Raw genomic sequence first — 17,218 nt, forward strand, 5'->3', positions numbered from 1 at the left:
GGAATCACAGAATCGGCGTGAACAGGGCGAAAATGTTTTCGCCGAGCTGCCGGGCAAACGATTTCCGGCGCACCTCCTCGAGCGTGACCGGGGTCGAATGGGCGAGTTCATCCAGAAACTGCCGGTGCATCTTCTCGACGAACGGACCGGCCTCGTAACAGAAATCCAGCTCGAAGTTGAGCCGGAAGCTCCGGCTGTCGCAGTTGCTCGACCCCATGAAGCCCCAGCTGCCCTCATCCACCAGAAGCGCCTTGATGTGGGAGAAAAGCCCCTGCTTGTTGTAGATCTTCACCCCGGCTTCGAGCAGGGTCGAGTAATAGTTCTGCGCCGCCCACGAGACGAAGAAGTGGTCGTTGTCGGCCGGAACGATGATCCTGACGTCGACGCCGCGCGCGGCCGTCAGGCAGAGCAGGTCGATATACTCCGCCCCCGGCACGAAATACGGCGTCATGATCCAGAGCGATTTTTTCGCCGCCATCGCAGCGGCGAAAAAGAGCCGCCGGGTCCCCTCGTAATTGCCGCCCGGCCCGCTCGACAGGACGCGGACGACGGCGGGGCCGCGCCGCTCCGGCAGCGGAAAATCCCACGGGCCGACCCCGTCGATCCATTTGCGCCGGGTCGTGTACGACCAGTCGATGAAAAACGATTTGGCGAATTCCGCCACTGCGGGCCCCTCGATGCGCGCATGCAGATCGTGAATGTGGCGGCTGGCCGGAACCCGGGTCAGGTGCTCGTTGCCGTCGGAGATGTTGATTCCGCCGGAATAGGCGATCCTGCCGTCGATCAGGAGCAGCTTGCGGTGGTTCCGCAGCTGAAAATGCCACGGCGTCACGAGGTGGAACGGGGAAAAGGAGCGAATTTTGAAGTTCGCCTGCTTCCGGAGCAGCAGACGGCGGAAATAGTGCGAAAAGTAGGATTTCAGGCTGCCGAGGCTGTCGAAGATCACCTTCACATCGACGCCGGCGCGGGCGCGCTCCTCCAGCGCGCTCATAAAAGCGCGGCCGACTTCGTCGCTCATCAGGATATAGGACTGCATGCGGATGCAGTGCCGCGCACCGGCGATATCCTCAAGCATACGCGGATAGGCGGTGACGCCGTCGCGCAGCATTTCAAGGCTGTTGCCGTCGAGGGCCGGATAGTCCGGGAACAGCCGGTCAAGCGTGCGGTTGTGCGGGTTGTCCGCGACCTCCGCCGGAGGCGCGAATTTCTTCAGCGCGTCCTGCAGCGCGGCGAGTTCGGGCCCGAAATATTTTCCGGGGTCCTTCTTCATGCGGGTCTGGAGTTCGAGCACTTTCTTTTGGGCGTGCTCGAGACGCACAATGCCGAACAGCAGATAGCACACAATGCCGCCGACCGGAAACAGCGCGACGAGCAGCAGCCAGAAAAGCGCTTCGTTCGGCTGCTCGCGCTTGGTCAGCAGAATATGCAGGGAAATACCGATGTGCAGCAGCAGAAAACCGCCGTAAACCAGCCAGTTGTAATGTCCTTCGCCGTAATCCATGATTCTCCTCCTCCCACGGTTGCGAGCTGAATATACCATATCTCCGAAACGGGAAAATGCAATGCGGATTCCGAATTTCTCAAAAATGCGCCGTCCGCGGCTTGCGAAGGCGCCGAACCGGAACTATAGTATGGAGCTTCACGTGGATCCGTAGCTCAGCGGTCAGAGCAGGTGACTCATAATCTCTTGGTCGTCGGTTCAAATCCGGCCGGATCCACCACTTCTTTTCCCCGATTCCCCGGGCTGAGCGGCGGCAGGAGGTCCCGTTCACGACATCTGCCTGCCCATCGTCTCGCGCATCTTCAGCGAACAGGCGAAAACCGCGATCGAGCAGAGAAACAGCAGCGCGAACACCGCAAGATAGGAGCCGCGCGGATAGACGAGCGCTCCGGCGGCAGCCTCCGGCCTGCAGACATTCAGCAGCAGCCCGACCGCGTTCCCGAAGAGCGCGACCGCGAGATAGAAGCAGAAATTCATGAAGCAGACCGCCGGACCGGCATGGTCGCGCGGATTCGTTTCGTACAGCAGCGGAATTGCGATCGACGACATGCTCCCCGTAAAGGCGAGCAGGCAGAACAGCACTGCGATCCAGCCGCTGCGGATTCCGGAAAAGACGAGAAGCGCAATCGAACCGAAAACCGCAATGCAGACCGTTCCGGCGGCACGGCAGAAAATGCGCCGCCGGTTTCCCGCCAGGCGGCTCAGCACCGCAAAGAGAACGCCGGAAACCGCCGAAATCGCCCCCATCAGCGACAGGACCCATGCCGCATCCGGCGATGAAAATCCGCAGAAGTCCTCGAGGAACTTCTTGCCGATCACCGTCTGGATGCAGTAGTAAAGTCCGAAATTCACGCCGCTGAAGGCGAAAAGCGCCCGATTGTGGCCGTTCCCCAGCACGCCGGAAAAGCCGGAGAAATCGAGCGGGACGCCGCGCCGCACCGGAGGCGGCTTCCGGGCGAACGAGGCGGCCGCGAACAGCAGATAGAAGAGAACCGTCGCGGCGGCGACGGCCTCCAGCATCAGCCGCCAGCCGATCGCCCGGACGCCGGCGACGAACGGCGCATTCGCCGCGACTCCGCCCGCATAGCCGGTCATGATGACCAGCGAAACCGCGACCGTGCGGTTCTTCCGGAAGCTCCTGATCGTCTCGTCGATGAGCGACAAATAGATCGAACTCGCCCCGAAGCCGGTCAGCGCGCGGCTGAAATAAAGCCACGCTCCGTCCGACAACGGGAAAAGCAGCGACCCGAGGCAGAACAGCAGCGCCCCCGGCAGCATGACCCGCCTGCCGCCGTACCGGTTCACGAAGAGCCCGATCACAAGCTGGTTCAGCGCGTAAACGTACATGAAACTCGACCCCAGCGCCGTGACGCCGGGGGCCGAGAGATGCAGCTCCTCCTGCAGCCGGTCGAAGATCGCCCCCGGAATCGCAACGCGCTGGATGTTCGCGAAAAAGTAGAGCGCGCTTCCGAACAGGATGAGCCGGAGCCGGCAGCGGAGAAACATCGGTTTCACGTCACCGCCCGCCCCCGAATGCGGGAACGCTCCCGGCGGAGGCGAGAAGCCGCAGCAAATTTCCGGAGCCGATCTTCCGGCGCATGACGGGGTCCGGAACCGCGCGTTCCAGCCGGATCACGAAGCAGGCCGGGTCGAACGCCGTGTAATCGGTCGCCCAGAGCAGCCGCTCCGGCCCGAATGCCGCAAGCGCGGACTCCATCGAACCGAGCCGCAGGCCGCCGTTCGCTCCGCTCAGATCAAGCCGGACGTTCGGAAGCGCGGCAAGCGGCGCGAGCCATTCGGCCGTGATGTGCGCACAGACGATGTTCAGCTCCGACATCCGTTCCGCAAGCGCAACGACACCGGCGGAGTTGTGCAGCTGCACAATCTGCCCGTTGTCGCGGCAGCGTTCGAAAAGGGGCGTCCACTCCGGACGGTCGAAGTCGATCCCGCAGCGGTACGGCACAAGTTCGCCGACCCACACGAGGCCGCGTTCCCGGAAGCGGTCCAGCCACGCGAGCGACGTTTCGACCGCGCGCGGATGGATGACGGCGCCGGGGTAGAGATACTCCGGCATCGTGTCGTAAAGTTCAAGCGCGTCGCGGTTCGCGGCGTCGACCTCCTCCGCCGTGTCGCAGAAGACGCCGAGCCAGGTGTTGAAAACCATTCCGGTCACGCCCGCGCCCCGCGCAAGCTTGACTGCTTCGGAAACATCGCGGAAGAGCGCCTCCGAACAATGCCTGCCGAAATCGCGCGGATACGGCAGGTGCACATGCGCGTCGATCGGCATTTCAACGGATCTCCAGCACAACCTTGCCGATATTTTCGTTCCGCTCGAGGATCGCGTGCGCCTCTTCGGCACGCCGGACCGGCATCACGGCGTGAATCACGGGGCGGAGCTCCTTCGATGCGAATTTCGGCCAGAGCCGCTCGCCCAGCTCGCGCAATATCCGCGCCTTCATCTCCGGCGGGCGGCTGCGCAGCGTACTGCCGATCAGCCGAAGTCCGCGCTTCAGGATCGGGCGCAAACTGATTTCCGCAAATTCGCCGCCGAGCGTCGCAATCAGAACCCAGCGGCCGCCGGGAGCAAGCTTTTCGATATGTCTGCCGAGAGCGGCACCGCCGACGCAGTCCAGCACCGCATCGACCGGATTTTCGTCAAGAATTCCGCCGAGGTCGTCCGTTCTGCGGTTGACGACGACATCCGCCCCGAGCGAACGGACCACCCGGGCTTTTTCCTCCGAACCGACCGTGGTCACCACCTTGGCGCCGAACGCCTTCGCAAGCTGGATCGCCGCGATGCCGAGACCGCTCGCGCCCGCCTGGATCAAGACGGTCTCCCCGGCCTTGAGCCCGGCTTCAATCACAAGATTCAGGTAAGAGGTGGCGAACGCCTCCGGCAGCGAGGCAGCCTCCGCCATCGACAGCCCTTCGGGAACAGGCAGGACCAGCTCCTCCGGCACGGCGGCCTTTTCCGCGTATCCGCCTCCGCCGAGAAGCGCGCAAACCCGGTCTCCGGCTTTCCACCGGCTGCCGCGGGGAGCGGCCAGGACGGTTCCCGCAACCTCAAGCCCCATCCACTCCGGCCATCCCGGCGGCGGCGGATATTTTCCGGCCCTCTGGAGCAGGTCGGCGCGGTTCAGAGCGGCGGCGTGGATTTCGAGCAGGATTTCATCGGGCTCCGGAGCCGGGTCTGGAACTACCGTCCAGCGCATGGCCCTGTTTTCATCGACTTTCATTGCATACATCTGTTTCATGCCTCCAGCGGATGTTTTCGTTGCGTGAGCGGAATCGCCATCGCGCGGCCTCCGGCGAGCTGCGACGCGTACGCGCCCTGGATCATTTCGAGCACCATCTGAGCGTCGCGCGCCGAAGCGGCGGGCTCGCGGTTCTCCTCCACCGCCCGCAGGAGATCCCACGCCGCGCGGCGGTTGTTCACCGCAAAGTACGGCATGAACCCGATCTTCGCCGGATCGAGCGGCTCCGCTCCGGGAATCTCCGGTTCCGGCGGCAGCCCGACCGTCTCGAACCGCGTATCGTCCTCCGGCGGCAGGCTCGAACGGCAGAGCCGCAGTTCGCGTTTATCGTCGTAACGGACCGCCAGCATTCCCTCCGTTCCGGCGACGGTCACTCCCATGCGCAGCCCGCAGGAAGCGAGATTTTTCCGGCTTTCGAAAAATCCGCGCACACCGTTCGGGAAACGGTAGTAAGCCATGAGCTCGTCTCCCGCGACGGGACCGAGCGGCTCCGAAGTCGCACAGCGGTCCGTGGAACGCAGCGGGCGTCCCCCGAAGGTGAAGTCCGCGAATACATACTCCGGCGCGCCGAAGAGAAAGCAGCCGATATCGAGAATATGCGTGCCGAGTACGACGAAGTCCTCTCCGCCGCCGCGTTCATCCTCCTTGCCGCGCCCGTAGAAGGCCAGCGGCCGGCCGATTTCACCGGCTTCGATCATCGCCTTCATGGTGCGGAACACCTGCGCGTGACGCGCCAGGTGGGCGACCGCGATTTTCACGCCGTATTCGTCCGCAAGCGCGATGAGCCGGTCCGCCTCCTCCAGCGTGGCCGCGAGCGGCTTCTCGCAGAGGATATGACAGCCGCGCCGGATGACGGGCTCAAGTTCGTCGAGCCGTCCTTCCGGCACGCGCGAACCGCAGACGACGACATCGGGCTTTTCGCATTCGAGCATTTCATCAAGCGCCGCATAGTGGCGCTTCGCACCGGTTTCGGCGAGCTTCTTTTCGATGCCGCCGCAATTCGAATCGACCAGGGCGACCGTCTCGACGCCGGGGAGCCCCCTGAACGCGAGGTGCGTCCCGTGGCCGCCGCGGCCGGGACGGGCCGTATCGTGCAGGATGCCGATTTTCCAGGAGCGGTTCATGGCAGTTCCCTTTCGTTACCTTTTCATGGCCGCAAGGTATTCATCCATGGCGGCGTTAACCGGCCAGACGGTATCCTTCGGGCAGCGGGAGATCTCTTTCCTGAGCCCGTCGTAAAGCGGGGTCAGCTCGCTCTGCCTCATCCCGAGCACGGCCAGGATTTTGGAGTTGTCCGTGACACGGGTGAAAAGCCGCGCGTATTCGAGCTGCCAGCGCGGTCCCATGTCGTACGGGTCCGGATTGAGGATGCGGAGGTAATCCTCCTTGTCGACCCAGACGGCTTCGAGCCCGCAGATGTCCTTGTAACAGGCGGCGATCTCGTCCCAGGAGCGGTGTTCCGCCGTCGCGGCGTTGAATGCTTCGCCGAGGGCTTTTTCGTTGAACAGGAGTCCGGCGATCATCCGGGCGACGTCTCCGCCCCAGCTCATCGTCGCCTGCCTGTACCGCGCCTGTTCCGGAACGACGACCTTTTTGCCGGCGAACGCGCGACCGACCGTATCCGCCGCTTCCAGCGTCACAAGCTGGTAGCGCATCAGAGAATAGGTCGTGGCCGGGCGGACGATCGTCCAGTTCCGGCGCGGAAAGGCGTACAGGATATTTTCACCCCGCGCCTTGTAGATGCAGTAGTCATCCGAATTGCGGAGAAGCTCGTCCCCGGCCGTATCGATCAGCCGCGGCGAGGTTTCCCGGACCGGATGCTCCCGGTCGTCGAAAACCCGGCAGCTGGAGAGAAAGATGTAATGCTCCGTATGATCCAGCGCCTGCGGCAGATACCAGGCGAGTTCGCCGGTGCCGTAAGTCAGGAAATCCACGATTCCGTCGTAACCGTTTTCCAGCAGTCTGCGGTAGACGGCCCTCTCCTTCGCATTCGCCCGGATGTGATTCACGTTCGGAAGGGACTCCCCCGCCCCGTCGAGGGAGACGCCGTCGATCCGGTACCCCCTTTCCGCCAGATGCGGAAGAAGATACCTCCCCATGGCCCCGGATGCGCCGAGAACCAGAACTTTTTTCATGCTGCACCTCTTTTGCGATATCAGTTATGCTGTGTGGTTTCCATACTCCGGGCCGGACCGAGCACGCGGCCGCCGTCGATGATGTAATCGCAGCCGGTGATGAACGCGGCCTCTTCCGACGCGAGGAACGCGACGAGCGAAGCGACCTCCTCCGGCGTGCCCATGCGTCCGACATAGGTTCCGCCCGGAATCGAATCCGTCGGACGGCGCGCGATCGCCCCCGGAGAAACCGAGTTGACCGTAACGCCGTATCCGCCGACTTCCATCGCCAGCGCCTTCGTGAGCGAAACGATGCCTCCCTTTGCCGCAGAATAATCGACCCGGTCGAGAATCCCGACCGCCGCCGCGATCGACGCGATGCTGACGATCCTCCCGTAACGGCGTTCGATCATGGGATTCAGCACAGCGCGAATACAGCGCAGCGTGCCGTGCAGATTCAGATCGAGCACCCGGCTCCACACCTCCTCGCCGGCATCCCGGAACCGGCTCAGCCTGCCGAACAGCCCGGCGCTGCCGCCCGCGTTATTGACGAGAATGTCGATCTTTCCGCACTCCGCGAGAACCCGTTCCGCCATTGCGGCGACATCGGCGGTTTGCGTCACATCGACTCCGCAGCCGAATGCGTTTCCGTCCATCAGCCGGATCTCTTCCGCGACGGCTTCGGCGCCTTCCGCCTTCAGATCGGAGACGCAGACCGCCGCGCCTTCCGCCGCAAACCGTTTTGCGATCGCCCGTCCGATGGCGCCCGCCGCGCCGGTCACGATCACGCTCCGTCCCTCAAACCGCTTCATCGTCATGATTCTTCTCCTGCCGTTCGTATCCGGACGCCGCCAGCAGCGCCTCCTGAACCAGAAATTCATGTCCGTACGGATACGGATTGGCGATCTCGCCGCGCACGATCCGCGCGAACTCGGCCAGCTGCTCCGTATACCGTCCCGGCATCACGCCGGCATCGACGATGTGCGTCCCGGCCGGAAAATCGCCGCACGGTTCAAGCAATGTGAGCCGCACATGCAGCGGGTCGCGGTCGTAACGGTCGGACGGGTGCTCGAGAGGACAAATTTCCGCCGTGCCCTTCGTCCCGCAGACGATGAGCCGCCGGTGCTTCATGCCGTCCACCTCGGCCACGCTCGTGCGGATCGAAGCCGTGCAGCGCGGATACTCCAGCACCGCAAAACCATTGTCGAACAGCGCGTCGTCCCGGGTCTTGCGCTGGAACGGCGTAACCCGGTCCGGCCGGCCGAGCATCGAAATCACAATATCGATCAGGTGGCCGCCGAAGATGTACATCGCGCCGCCCCGGAAATTCGACAGCCAGCGGCGATAGTCCTCGTCGCCGCCGTCGTAGCGGCTCATCACGGCGTGGATTTCGAAAATTTCGCCGAGCCAGCCTTTGCGCACCGCGTCGCGGCAGAAGCGGATCGCAGGGTTGTTCCGGTACATGTAGCCGAGCTGGATGCAGAGCTTCCTCCGCTCGAATTCATCGAGCAGCTCCCGGAACGCGCCGAGCGACTCACCGCCGGGCTTGTCCATGTGGATGTGCAGATTATGCTCCGCACAGCGCCGCGCCGCCGGAACAAGCCCGAAGCCGTCGGTCTCGACCGCGACCGCCTGCAGCCCCGGAACCCGGAACAGCTCCTCTTCGCTCATCCACGGAATCCCCCGGTAGCACTCCCAGTCGCCGCGCCTCCGCCGCCACTGCGGGTCATCCTCCACCACGCCGACCACTTCGAAGAGGTCGGAGAGGCGGCGCAGCGTGTTCATCTTCTCCGAACCGTGGTTGTGCCCGATGCCGATCTGTCCGATTCTGATCCGTTCCATCATAACTTCCTCCAGTCAAATACGATGCCGAGCGGCGGATGCGCGCATTCGGCCAGTCTGCGGTAAACCGCCGGAGCCTCCTCCGGGCGGACGATCTCCGAAATGACCGGCCTGGCGCGAAACCGCTTTGCGGCGGCCAGCCCGAGCAGCGTGCGGAAATCGTCGCGGTACGTCCAGTATCCCGGCGAGGAGTCCTCCTTCGGGCGCACGAAGTTGTGCGCGCCGACGATTGAGATTCCGGGCCTGTGCACATCGCGGTAGAAATCGACCGGCTCGTCTGAAATCCGGGTGCAGCCGAGCAGCACGACCCGCCCGCGGAACGAGGCGCATTCGAGCGCCTGGTTCAAAGCGTGTGCGGAACCGGTCACTTCGATGACCGCATCCGCCCCGCGCCCGCCGGTCGCGGCTTTCACCTTCTCCGCCAGCTCCGGGTCGTCCGGCGAAAACACCAGATCCGCGCCGAGCGCGAGCGCAAGGCCGCGTCGCTTTTCCTCGAAGTCGGTTGCGATCACCGTAAGCGCTCCGTCGAGCTTCGCCAGTTCGACGGCAAAGATTCCGAGCAGCCCCAGCCCTTCGACCAGAACCGCCTCGCCGAGCTCGATTCGCGCCTTGCGGACCCCCTGCAGGGACATCGCGGCAATGACTGTGAACGCCGCCTCGAGCGGATCGGCCGCCGGATCGACGACGGTCAGCCCGGCGGCAGGTTTCACGAACAAACTGCAATGCCCGGCATGGTCCGCCAGCACGCGCTCTCCGACCCGTACCGTCTCCACGTCCCCGCCGGCAGCGACGACGCGCCCGATGCCGCAATAGCCGGGATACTGCGGAAATGTCTGCGGCGTATTCGGTTTCGCAATCAGGCAGGCACGCTCGGTTCCCGCACTCAATACGGAATACTCCATTCCGATCAGCACCTCTCCGCGCCCCGGCGGCGAAACTTCGAATTCCTGAAGCTCCGCCTCCCCGGCCCGCGGCCAGACGATTCGTTTCCCGGTCATTCTTCCCTCCGTGTTTCCGGTTGAAATCCGCCCTTGTTTGTCTTTAATTATACCCCGGCTCCGCCCGAAAACAAGAGCACGGCCCGGTTCATTCATGCAAAACAGGATGAAAATAAATTTTGTTTTCAACTGATTCCGGTGTATATTGAAAATGAATCAACCGGGAGAGCTTTTCATGAAAATTCAGGAGATTGCGAGGGAGGCCGGCGTCTCGCCGGCGACTGTGTCGCGCGTATTCGCCAACCATCCGAACATCCGCGAGGAGGTGCGCGAACAGGTTTTCGCGGTCGCGCGGAAGTACGGCTACCATCCGCGCCTCTCCTCGAAGCAGCAGAACGTCGTCATCGTCAGTCCGTACCACGAGATCTACCCGATCCGCAGCTACGTCGAAATGGTGATTTCCGAGCTGGCGCTCGCGCTTTCCGCGCGCGGCTACCGCATCGAGATGCTGCCGCAGGACAATCTCGGGCAGCTCGAGCGCATCCGCTTCTGCGGCGCGGTTTCGATCGGCATCGACGCGGAGGAGTTCGGAAACTGGGAGGAGCGTTTCGCCGCCCCGCTCATCGTCGTCGACCGCGACGCCCCGGCCGGCCCCGGCGAGATCTACTCGGTCCGCTCCGACGAAAACCAGGCCATGGCACTCGGGGTCGGCTGCCTCGCCGAACACGGCTGCCGCAGGGTCGGCATCATCATTTACGGAAAACCCGGAATCGGCAACGCGGAACTGCGGCGGGAAGCCGCGCTCTCCGCGCTCCGCCGCTGCGGGCTGCCGGTTTCGGGCCGGCTCGTGCGCTTCGCCCTCACCGAGTCCTACGTCGAAGAGGTCGGCAGGCTCCTGAAGTACGGCATCGACGGCCTTTTCTGTCCCGGCGGGGATGCCGGAATCCTCGCGGCCTATGCGCTGTCGCTCTACAACCGGCGCATTCCGGACGACATTTCGCTCGTCGCCTCGGAACGCACGATGTATTCCCGCTATGCGATTCCGCCGCAGACCACGATCACGCAGGACTACGCCGCCCAGGCCGCCGCCGTCGCCGACGCCCTCGACTCACGGCTCCGCGGCAACCCGTTCCCGCAGCGGACCGTCATCCCGTACCGCCTCATCGAACGCGACAGCGTCGGCGGGCGCCATTCCGTCCCGTGATCGCGGGCGGCGGGGAAGATACATGCCGCAATTTCGGAAATTACAGCCTTTTCCCCCGGCGGAACAGGGCGCGGCATGCTATATTCTTCCCGGAACCACCAGAACAGGAGATGACAGATCATGAAACCAGCCTTCACCCTCCGCCGCGTCCTGCAACTGCCCCCGAAACCCGGAAACCCGCGCAACTCCGAAGGCGGCTTCGTCACGCTGCGGGACGGCCGGATTCTCTTCGTCTACACCCGCTATTACGGAGAATCCTGGGACGACCATGCCCCGGCCGAACTCGCCGCCCGGATCAGCACCGACGGCGGTCGAAGCTACCTGCCGGACGAGCGGATCATCGTGCCGAATGAGGGAAGGAACGTCATGAGCGTCTCGCTGCTCCGGCTCGCCGACGGCCGGATCGCGCTCGTCTACCTGCGCAAAAGCGGCGGCGACGCCTGCGACTGCCGCCCGTATCTGCGTACCTCGTCCGACGAGGGCGAGAGCTGGAGCGCCCCGGCCGACATCATCGGGCTGCCCGGCTATTTCGTGGTCAACAACGACCGGCTGATCCAGCTCTCAAGCGGCAGGCTGCTCCTGCCGGCCGCATTTCACCGCTATTGCCGGAACGCGCAGGGGCGGGTCGAACCGGGAGCGCGCGGCATCGTGCTCTTCTACGCATCCGACGACGGCGGAGCAAGCTGGCGGGAGCTGCCGGAGTGGATTCTCCCGCCGCGGCAGCTCGACACCGGTTTTCAGGAGCCCGGCGCCGTCGAACTCGCCGACGGCCGGATTTTTGCCTGTTTCCGCACCGGCGACGGCGCCCAGTACACCGCACGCTCAGAGGACGGAGGCGAGCACTGGAGCGACCCGGTCCGGAACGAAGCGTTTCCGTCGCCCGCCGCGCCGCTCTCGATGAAGCGCAATCCGTCCACCGGCGAACTCTTCGCCGTCTGGGACGATCTCAGCCCGGAACGGAAGATCCCGCGCACGCCCGAGAGCTGGAACCGGACGCCGCTCGTGCTTGCCCGCAGCAGCGACGGCGGAAAGAGCTGGCACGGGCATATCGAACTCGAAAACGCCCCCGACCACGGCTACTGCTACACGGCCATGCATTTTACCGGAGACGCCCTCCTGCTCGGCTACTGTTCAGGCGGCGGAACCAGCGGCGTGCTGCAGACGCTCACGCTCGCCCGCCTCGAATACCGCTCCGAGCCCGGCGGCGCATGAACGTCACGCCCGCTCCATGAGGAGCAGCGCATCACGGCCGGTCATGCCCTCCGCCACACCGCAGGCGGCGGCTGCGGCGCTGACCGCCGCGACGCGCGCCTGAAGCATGTCGGCAAAGCATTTCACGCCGGTCACGATCGCAAAACGGTCGCCGAGCCTGTCGGCCGGCGCGAGCGAAAAGTAGCCGCAGCCGAGGTGGGCCTTCTTTCCGCGGATGAGCAGAATCGAGGCGTGTTCCGTCTCCAGCTTCGCGCCGGAGAAGGGGACGCCGCCGACCTCAAGGAGTTCACTTGTCATCTTCGAACCTGTGATCTTCGCCGTAGCCGTAATGCTCGATCACATAGTCGACATCCTTGTCGCCGCGGCCGGAGCAAGTGGCGAGAATCGACCCGTACGGATGCGTTTTGGCCCACTTCATCGCGTAGGCGATCGCGTGCGAGCTTTCGAGCGCCGGAATGATGCCTTCGTAACGCGACAGCTTGAAAAACGCATCGACGGCCTCTTCATCGGTGCAGCTCACATAGTTGACCCGCCCGAGATCCTTCCAGAACGCGTGCTCGGGCCCGACCGACGGATAATCGAGCCCGGACGCGATCGAATAGACCGGGGCGGGATCGCCGGAATCCGTCTTCAGCACATAGCTGTCGAAGCCGTGCATATTGCCGGGAGTTCCGTAAGTCAGCGTCGCGGCGTGGTCGCCGAGGTTCGAGCTTTTGCCCATCGGTTCGACACCGTAGATGTCGACCGGATCGTTCAGGAAGGCCGCGAACGAACCGGCCGAATTGCTGCCGCCGCCGACGCAGGCGCAGATCGCATCCGGCAGCTGCCCGGTCATCGTCTTGAACTGCTCGCGCGACTCTTCGCCGATGCAGTACTGGAAATCGCGGACCATGAGCGGGAACGGGTGCGGCCCGAGGGCGGAGCCGATGCAGTAGATGGAGTCCTTGTAATTCCGCGCATACGATTCGAAAGCGGAATCGACCGCCTCCTTCAGCGTTTTGAGCCCGAAGCTGACCGGAACGATCTTCGCGCCGAGAATCTTCATGCGGGTCACGTTCGGCGCCTGCTTGGCGATATCGACTTCCCCCATATGGATTTCACATTCGAGCCCGAAATAGGCCGCCGCCGTCGCAAGCGCGACGCCGTGCTGCCCGGCCCCGGTCTCGGCGATGAGCCGCTTCTTGCCCATGACCTTCGCCAGCAGCCCCTCGCCCATACAGTGATTGAGCTTGTGGGCTCCGGTGTGGTTCAGGTCCTCGCGTTTGAGGTAGATCTGGCAGTTGCCGATCTTGCGCGACAGCCGGTCGCAATGGTAGACCGGCGTCGGCCGCCCCTGAAACTCGCGCCGGATCCGGCGCAGCTCGTTGATGAAGTAAGCCGACCGCGCGATCGACTGGTAGGCCGCATTGATCTCCCGGAACGCCTGTTCGAGTTCGGGGGGCAGATAACAGCCGCCGTAGGGACCGAAGCGGCCGTCCGGCGTCGGGTAATCGCGAAAATAACGTGAGTAATCCATAACATCCTTCTCCAAAATAACCGGTATTGACGTAATTCCGGTACAATACCATTTCAGAGACGAAAATGCAATCTCAGACGCTTTCGATTCCCCGATTATTTGCAATGAGCCGCAGCAGCTCCGCGAGGTCGCCGCCGGCTCCGGAAGCCGCGTCGTTTCCGTCCTCATGCTCCATCGCCGGCGGGACGCCGAGTTCCAGAAACTCCGCGACGACCGGCCCGTAATCGGTGATGCCGGAAGTGAGACTGCTGACTCCCCTGCCCCGTTCACGGAATTCCGGGAGCCGGCGGAAGCAGGCCGCCCTCCTCCGGCTCCCCGGCGACTCCCGCGGCCGGGGCGGGAAATCAGAGCAAAGCCGCCGCGAGCGCAGCAAGCTCGCTGCGCTCGCTCCGGGCCAGCGTGACGTGACCGAAAAGAGGCTGCCCCTTCATGCGGTCGACGGTGTAGCTGAGCCCGTTGCTTGATGCGTCCAGGTACGGATTGTCGATCTGGTGGGGGTCTCCGGTCAGGACCATCTTCGTATCTTCGCCGGAACGGCTGATGATGGTTTTGACCTCGTGCGGCGTCAGGTTCTGCGCTTCGTCGACGATCACGAACTGGCGCGGAATGCTGCGGCCGCGGATATAGGTCAGCGCTTCGAGCTCAAGCTTGCCGCTGTTCATCAGCCCTTCGACCGAATAACGCGACGAGCTTTTCGCCTTGCGCTCCGCCTCACCGCCGAGCAGGAAGTCGAGATTGTCGAAGATCGGCTGCATCCAGCTCGCGAGCTTCGCGCCCTTGTCGCCGGGCAGGTAACCGATGTCGTTGCCGAGCGGAATGATCGGGCGCGACACGAGAATCCGCTCGAATGCGCTCTCATTCAGCACGAGCTGCATCGCCGCGGCCAGCGCCAGCAGCGTTTTGCCGGTGCCGGCGCCGCCGACCAGGGTGACGAGCCGGATTTCGGGGTCGAGCAGCAAATCGAGCGCCATGCGCTGCTCCTTGTTGCGCGGCGCCACGTTCCAGACCCGGTTGGTCCGGTTCGAATCGATGACCTCGAGCTTGTCGTCGGCATGGAGCCGGGTGAGCGCGCTCTGTTTCGAGTTCCCCTCGGCGGTGATCACCATGAATTCATTGACCAGCAGCGAACGGTTTCCGTTCGGAATGCCGTGGCCTTTGTAGAGCGCATCGAGTTCGGCCGCATTCAGATGCCCCTCCTGAAAGCCGGTGTAGAGCGCGCGTTCATCGACTTTGCCGCGCTCGAAGTCCATGACTTTGAGCCCGATCGCATCGGCTTTGAGCCGCAGGTTGATGTCCTTGCTGATAAAGACGACCCGGCGGCCCTGCTCCTGAAGCCCGAAAGCGACCTTCAGAATCCGGTTGTCCGGCGAATCGCCGCCGAGGTCGAGCCGGAATACCTCCCGGATCTTCGAATCCATCTCGCCGTTGCCGAGTTCGGCCGCGCTCAGCACGAAGAGCCGCCCGGTCGCGCTCGCCGAGACGGCCGACAGCGGCACTCCTCTGCGGAGCTGCCCCGGCTTGCCCGCCGCCTGGCGCAGCTTGTCGAGCCGGCGGATGACCTGCCGGGCGTTGCGTCCGAGCTCGTCGGAATTTTTCTTGAACTTATCGAGCTCCTCGACCACCGCCATCGGAATGACGACGTCGTTGTCGTGGAACGATTCGATGCTCTGCGCGCTGTGCAGCAGAACATTGGTATCCAGCACAAAGGCTTTCACTGTCATATGAGCCCTCCTTCCGCCATGCGCCGTTGCGGCCGGCGCTGTTCGTCAATACATCGGCTGCGGCTCCTGGTCGAACTGCTGCCCGGCCCGGCTCACCGCTTCGCTGCGGGTGCGCACACCCGTGCCGGAAGCCTGCATGGTCCGCTTCGTGAACAGGCCGAGCAAAGCCGGCTGCTCGTAGGCGAAGGTCTGCGCGTTGATGACGCGCGCGCCGTTCTTCGAGCGGATCTCCTGCGTCAGCAGGTGCATGACGCTTTCGACATCCGCGTTGTTCTGGAAAATCGCGACTTTCCCCGACCCGGCCGCGCTGCCGCCGATGATCGGGAGCCCCCAGAAGGTGTAGCACGGAATTTCGACCGAGGTGTGGCAGACCGCCTTGTCCGCCCGGTCCGAAAGCCCGAGGCCGTTGAATTTCTGCGTCGATTCAACCGAGGTGCACCCGGCGAGCATCAGCAAGGCGGCACAGCCGCCGGAAACCCATGCGAAAACGTGTTTCATCGATGAAAGAACTCCTTTGGTTACTTGCTGTATTTCAGCGCCTTGGCGCCGATGTCCCGGCGGCAGAAGCCGCCCTTGAATGAAATTTTGTCCACCGCCTGATACGCTTTGTCGATCGCTTCGGCGATGGTTTTGCCGCGGGCGGAGACGCCGAGGACCCGGCCGCCGGCGTTCACGATTTTGCCGTCTTTGAAGGCGGTTCCGGCATGGAAGACGACAGCCCCGGTCGCGGCGGCCTCTTCGAGCCCCCGGATTTCGAACCCTTTTTCGTAGTCGCCGGGATACCCGCCCGAGGCGAGCACCACCGAAACGGCCGGATCATCGGACCAGACCAGCTCCGCTTCGGCAAGGCGGCCGTGCGCGACCTTGTCGAGCACGTCGAACCAGTCGCCGTCGAAGCGGCGCAGCACGGGCTGGATTTCGGGGTCGCCGAAACGGACGTTGAATTCAAGCACCTTCGGCTTGCCGCCGCAGACCATGATGCCGACGAAGATCACGCCGCGGAAATCGAGTTTTTCAGCCTGGACGCCCTTCAGGAACGGCGTCAGGATTTCATCGTGAACCTGCCGCCAGACGCCGTCATCCACCACCGGGGCGGGGGAATAAGCGCCCATGCCGCCGGTATTGAGCCCGGTGTCGCCGTCGCCGACGCGCTTGTGGTCCTGCGACGAGACCAGCGGCACGATCGTCTTGCCGTCGCAGAGCGCGAGGATCGACGCCTCTTCGCCGTACAGGCACTCCTCGATCAGCACCTTCGCTCCGGCTGAGCCGAAGGCGCCGTCGAAGCAGTCGTGCAGGAAGGCGAGCGCCTCCTCCGCATTGTCCGCGACGAAGACCCCTTTGCCGGCGGCGAGGCCGTCGGCTTTGACGACGATTCCCTTTTCCCCGGCCGCGAACTCCTGCCGGATGTAGGCGGCGGCGGCTTCCTCATGATCGAAGGCAGCCGCTTTCGCGGTCGGAATGCCGTATTTCAGCATGAACGCCTTGGCGAAATCCTTGCTCCCCTCGAGCTGCGCGGCCGCCTTGTCCGGGCCGAACACCGCCAGGTTCCGGGCGCGGAACACGTCCGCGACGCCGTCGCAGAGCGGCGCTTCGGGGCCGACCACAGTGAGGTCGATGCCGTTCTTCTCCGCGAAATCCGCGAGCTTTTCGAGTTCATTCACCCTGATTGCCACGCATTCGGCGTCCGCCGCGATGCCGGCGTTGCCGGGCGCGCAGTAGATCTTTTCGACTTCGGGACTCTGTTTGAGCTGCCAGACGAGCGCGTGCTCGCGCCCGCCCGAACCGATCACCAGTACTTTCATTTCTTCTCCATGCCGGGGATTGCGCGCTTCCGGAGTTTTCCGCGGAAAAAACGCTTGCAATCCGCTTGTTTTGATATTACTATAACAATAGCGCAAATTTCGGAAAGTTAAAGT

At 63.8% G+C, this 17,218-nt stretch carries 17 protein-coding genes and 1 tRNA gene; 3 read left to right on the plus strand and 15 right to left on the minus strand.

Annotation, left to right across the window (positions count from 1 at the left end; all coding sequences use genetic code 11):
• Positions 1 to 4: 4 nt before the first annotated feature.
• Complete coding sequence (cls, locus tag FYJ85_RS02500) at positions 5 to 1,501, minus strand: cardiolipin synthase (protein WP_158704249.1); 1,497 nt, start codon at positions 1,499 to 1,501, stop codon at positions 5 to 7.
• A 144-nt stretch (positions 1,502 to 1,645) separates the two neighbouring features.
• Between cls and FYJ85_RS02505 the strand changes: the two genes are divergently transcribed.
• Positions 1,646 to 1,721 (plus strand) — tRNA-Ile (locus FYJ85_RS02505).
• 47 nt (positions 1,722 to 1,768) lie between these two features.
• Here FYJ85_RS02505 and FYJ85_RS02510 read toward each other — a convergent pair.
• Genes FYJ85_RS02510 through FYJ85_RS02545 form a run of 8 tightly spaced genes read right to left on the minus strand, consistent with a single transcriptional unit; the run spans position 1,769 to position 9,709 of the window.
• On the minus strand, positions 1,769 to 3,007 hold the full coding sequence (locus FYJ85_RS02510) for an MFS transporter (RefSeq protein WP_235903094.1): 1,239 nt from the start codon (positions 3,005 to 3,007) through the stop codon (positions 1,769 to 1,771).
• Positions 3,008 to 3,017: 10 nt separating this feature from the next.
• Entirely contained in the window at positions 3,018 to 3,788 is a 771-nt protein-coding gene (locus FYJ85_RS02515) for an amidohydrolase family protein (protein WP_154416894.1), read from the minus strand.
• A gap of 1 nt (position 3,789) precedes the next feature.
• Positions 3,790 to 4,746 carry an NAD(P)H-quinone oxidoreductase gene (locus FYJ85_RS02520; RefSeq protein WP_106055791.1) on the minus strand — a complete coding sequence of 319 codons (957 nt, stop codon included), beginning with the start codon at positions 4,744 to 4,746 and terminating at the stop codon, positions 3,790 to 3,792.
• Between the two features lie 5 nt (positions 4,747 to 4,751).
• On the minus strand, positions 4,752 to 5,879 hold the full coding sequence (locus tag FYJ85_RS02525; RefSeq protein WP_154416895.1) for a Gfo/Idh/MocA family protein: 1,128 nt from the start codon (positions 5,877 to 5,879) through the stop codon (positions 4,752 to 4,754).
• Positions 5,880 to 5,894: 15 nt separating this feature from the next.
• Entirely contained in the window at positions 5,895 to 6,890 is a 996-nt protein-coding gene (locus FYJ85_RS02530) for an NAD-dependent epimerase/dehydratase family protein (RefSeq protein ID WP_106054965.1), read from the minus strand.
• Between the two features lie 20 nt (positions 6,891 to 6,910).
• Positions 6,911 to 7,687, minus strand: coding sequence for an SDR family NAD(P)-dependent oxidoreductase (locus tag FYJ85_RS02535; protein ID WP_177995518.1), 777 nt, complete (start codon positions 7,685 to 7,687; stop codon positions 6,911 to 6,913).
• Positions 7,668 to 8,714 (minus strand): Gfo/Idh/MocA family protein, encoded by a 1,047-nt coding sequence (locus tag FYJ85_RS02540; RefSeq protein ID WP_154416897.1) that lies wholly within the window; start codon positions 8,712 to 8,714, stop codon positions 7,668 to 7,670. The genes FYJ85_RS02535 and FYJ85_RS02540 overlap by 20 nt, the downstream gene beginning before the upstream one ends.
• Positions 8,711 to 9,709 carry a zinc-dependent alcohol dehydrogenase gene (locus FYJ85_RS02545; RefSeq protein WP_158704248.1) on the minus strand — a complete coding sequence of 333 codons (999 nt, stop codon included), beginning with the start codon at positions 9,707 to 9,709 and terminating at the stop codon, positions 8,711 to 8,713. The genes FYJ85_RS02540 and FYJ85_RS02545 overlap by 4 nt, the downstream gene beginning before the upstream one ends.
• A 175-nt stretch (positions 9,710 to 9,884) precedes the next feature.
• On the opposite strand from FYJ85_RS02545, the gene FYJ85_RS02550 reads away from it, so the two are divergent.
• Complete coding sequence (locus FYJ85_RS02550) at positions 9,885 to 10,853, plus strand: LacI family DNA-binding transcriptional regulator (RefSeq protein WP_154416898.1); 969 nt, start codon at positions 9,885 to 9,887, stop codon at positions 10,851 to 10,853.
• A 120-nt stretch (positions 10,854 to 10,973) separates the two neighbouring features.
• A complete protein-coding gene (locus tag FYJ85_RS02555) occupies positions 10,974 to 12,065 on the plus strand; it encodes a sialidase family protein (protein ID WP_106054960.1) in 1,092 nt (363 codons plus the stop codon).
• A gap of 3 nt (positions 12,066 to 12,068) precedes the next feature.
• Here the strand turns inward: FYJ85_RS02555 and FYJ85_RS02560 are convergent, their stop codons facing one another.
• The 6 genes from FYJ85_RS02560 to purD form a co-directional block, all read right to left on the minus strand.
• A complete protein-coding gene (locus FYJ85_RS02560) occupies positions 12,069 to 12,362 on the minus strand; it encodes a DUF1805 domain-containing protein (RefSeq protein WP_154416899.1) in 294 nt (97 codons plus the stop codon).
• Positions 12,352 to 13,581 (minus strand): tryptophan synthase subunit beta, encoded by a 1,230-nt coding sequence (gene trpB / locus FYJ85_RS02565; RefSeq protein ID WP_106054958.1) that lies wholly within the window; start codon positions 13,579 to 13,581, stop codon positions 12,352 to 12,354. Before trpB ends, FYJ85_RS02560 begins: the two co-directional genes overlap by 11 nt.
• A 73-nt stretch (positions 13,582 to 13,654) precedes the next feature.
• Positions 13,655 to 13,954, minus strand: coding sequence for a hypothetical protein (locus FYJ85_RS02570; protein ID WP_154416900.1), 300 nt, complete (start codon positions 13,952 to 13,954; stop codon positions 13,655 to 13,657).
• Entirely contained in the window at positions 13,926 to 15,302 is a 1,377-nt protein-coding gene (locus FYJ85_RS02575; protein ID WP_106054956.1) for a PhoH family protein, read from the minus strand. The genes FYJ85_RS02570 and FYJ85_RS02575 overlap by 29 nt, the downstream gene beginning before the upstream one ends.
• A gap of 45 nt (positions 15,303 to 15,347) precedes the next feature.
• Complete coding sequence (locus FYJ85_RS02580) at positions 15,348 to 15,800, minus strand: hypothetical protein (protein ID WP_106054955.1); 453 nt, start codon at positions 15,798 to 15,800, stop codon at positions 15,348 to 15,350.
• Positions 15,801 to 15,820: 20 nt separating this feature from the next.
• Positions 15,821 to 17,104 (minus strand): phosphoribosylamine--glycine ligase, encoded by a 1,284-nt coding sequence (gene purD / locus FYJ85_RS02585; RefSeq protein WP_106054954.1) that lies wholly within the window; start codon positions 17,102 to 17,104, stop codon positions 15,821 to 15,823.
• Positions 17,105 to 17,218: the final 114 nt, after the last annotated feature.

The sequence above is a fragment of the Victivallis lenta genome, from assembly GCF_009695545.1.
Classification (GTDB): Bacteria; Verrucomicrobiota; Lentisphaeria; order Victivallales; family Victivallaceae; genus Victivallis; species Victivallis lenta.

Bases quoted from the DNA above. Each gene is read 5' to 3' on its own strand.
- FYJ85_RS02545 (WP_158704248.1), bottom strand. From the start codon at position 9,709: ATGACCGGGAAACGAATCGTCTGGCCGCGGGCCGGGGAGGCGGAGCTT.
- FYJ85_RS02520 (WP_106055791.1), bottom strand. From the start codon at position 4,746: ATGTATGCAATGAAAGTCGATGAAAACAGGGCCATGCGCTGGACGGTA.
- trpB (WP_106054958.1), bottom strand. From the start codon at position 13,581: ATGGATTACTCACGTTATTTTCGCGATTACCCGACGCCGGACGGCCGC.
- FYJ85_RS02535 (WP_177995518.1), bottom strand. From the start codon at position 7,687: ATGACGATGAAGCGGTTTGAGGGACGGAGCGTGATCGTGACCGGCGCG.
- FYJ85_RS02530 (WP_106054965.1), bottom strand. From the start codon at position 6,890: ATGAAAAAAGTTCTGGTTCTCGGCGCATCCGGGGCCATGGGGAGGTAT.
- FYJ85_RS02575 (WP_106054956.1), bottom strand. From the start codon at position 15,302: ATGACAGTGAAAGCCTTTGTGCTGGATACCAATGTTCTGCTGCACAGC.
- FYJ85_RS02525 (WP_154416895.1), bottom strand. From the start codon at position 5,879: ATGAACCGCTCCTGGAAAATCGGCATCCTGCACGATACGGCCCGTCCC.
- FYJ85_RS02555 (WP_106054960.1), top strand. From the start codon at position 10,974: ATGAAACCAGCCTTCACCCTCCGCCGCGTCCTGCAACTGCCCCCGAAA.
- FYJ85_RS02550 (WP_154416898.1), top strand. From the start codon at position 9,885: ATGAAAATTCAGGAGATTGCGAGGGAGGCCGGCGTCTCGCCGGCGACT.
- cls (WP_158704249.1), bottom strand. From the start codon at position 1,501: ATGGATTACGGCGAAGGACATTACAACTGGCTGGTTTACGGCGGTTTT.
- FYJ85_RS02560 (WP_154416899.1), bottom strand. From the start codon at position 12,362: ATGACAAGTGAACTCCTTGAGGTCGGCGGCGTCCCCTTCTCCGGCGCG.
- FYJ85_RS02580 (WP_106054955.1), bottom strand. From the start codon at position 15,800: ATGAAACACGTTTTCGCATGGGTTTCCGGCGGCTGTGCCGCCTTGCTG.
- purD (WP_106054954.1), bottom strand. From the start codon at position 17,104: ATGAAAGTACTGGTGATCGGTTCGGGCGGGCGCGAGCACGCGCTCGTC.
- FYJ85_RS02510 (WP_235903094.1), bottom strand. From the start codon at position 3,007: ATGTTTCTCCGCTGCCGGCTCCGGCTCATCCTGTTCGGAAGCGCGCTC.
- FYJ85_RS02540 (WP_154416897.1), bottom strand. From the start codon at position 8,714: ATGATGGAACGGATCAGAATCGGACAGATCGGCATCGGGCACAACCAC.
- FYJ85_RS02515 (WP_154416894.1), bottom strand. From the start codon at position 3,788: ATGCCGATCGACGCGCATGTGCACCTGCCGTATCCGCGCGATTTCGGC.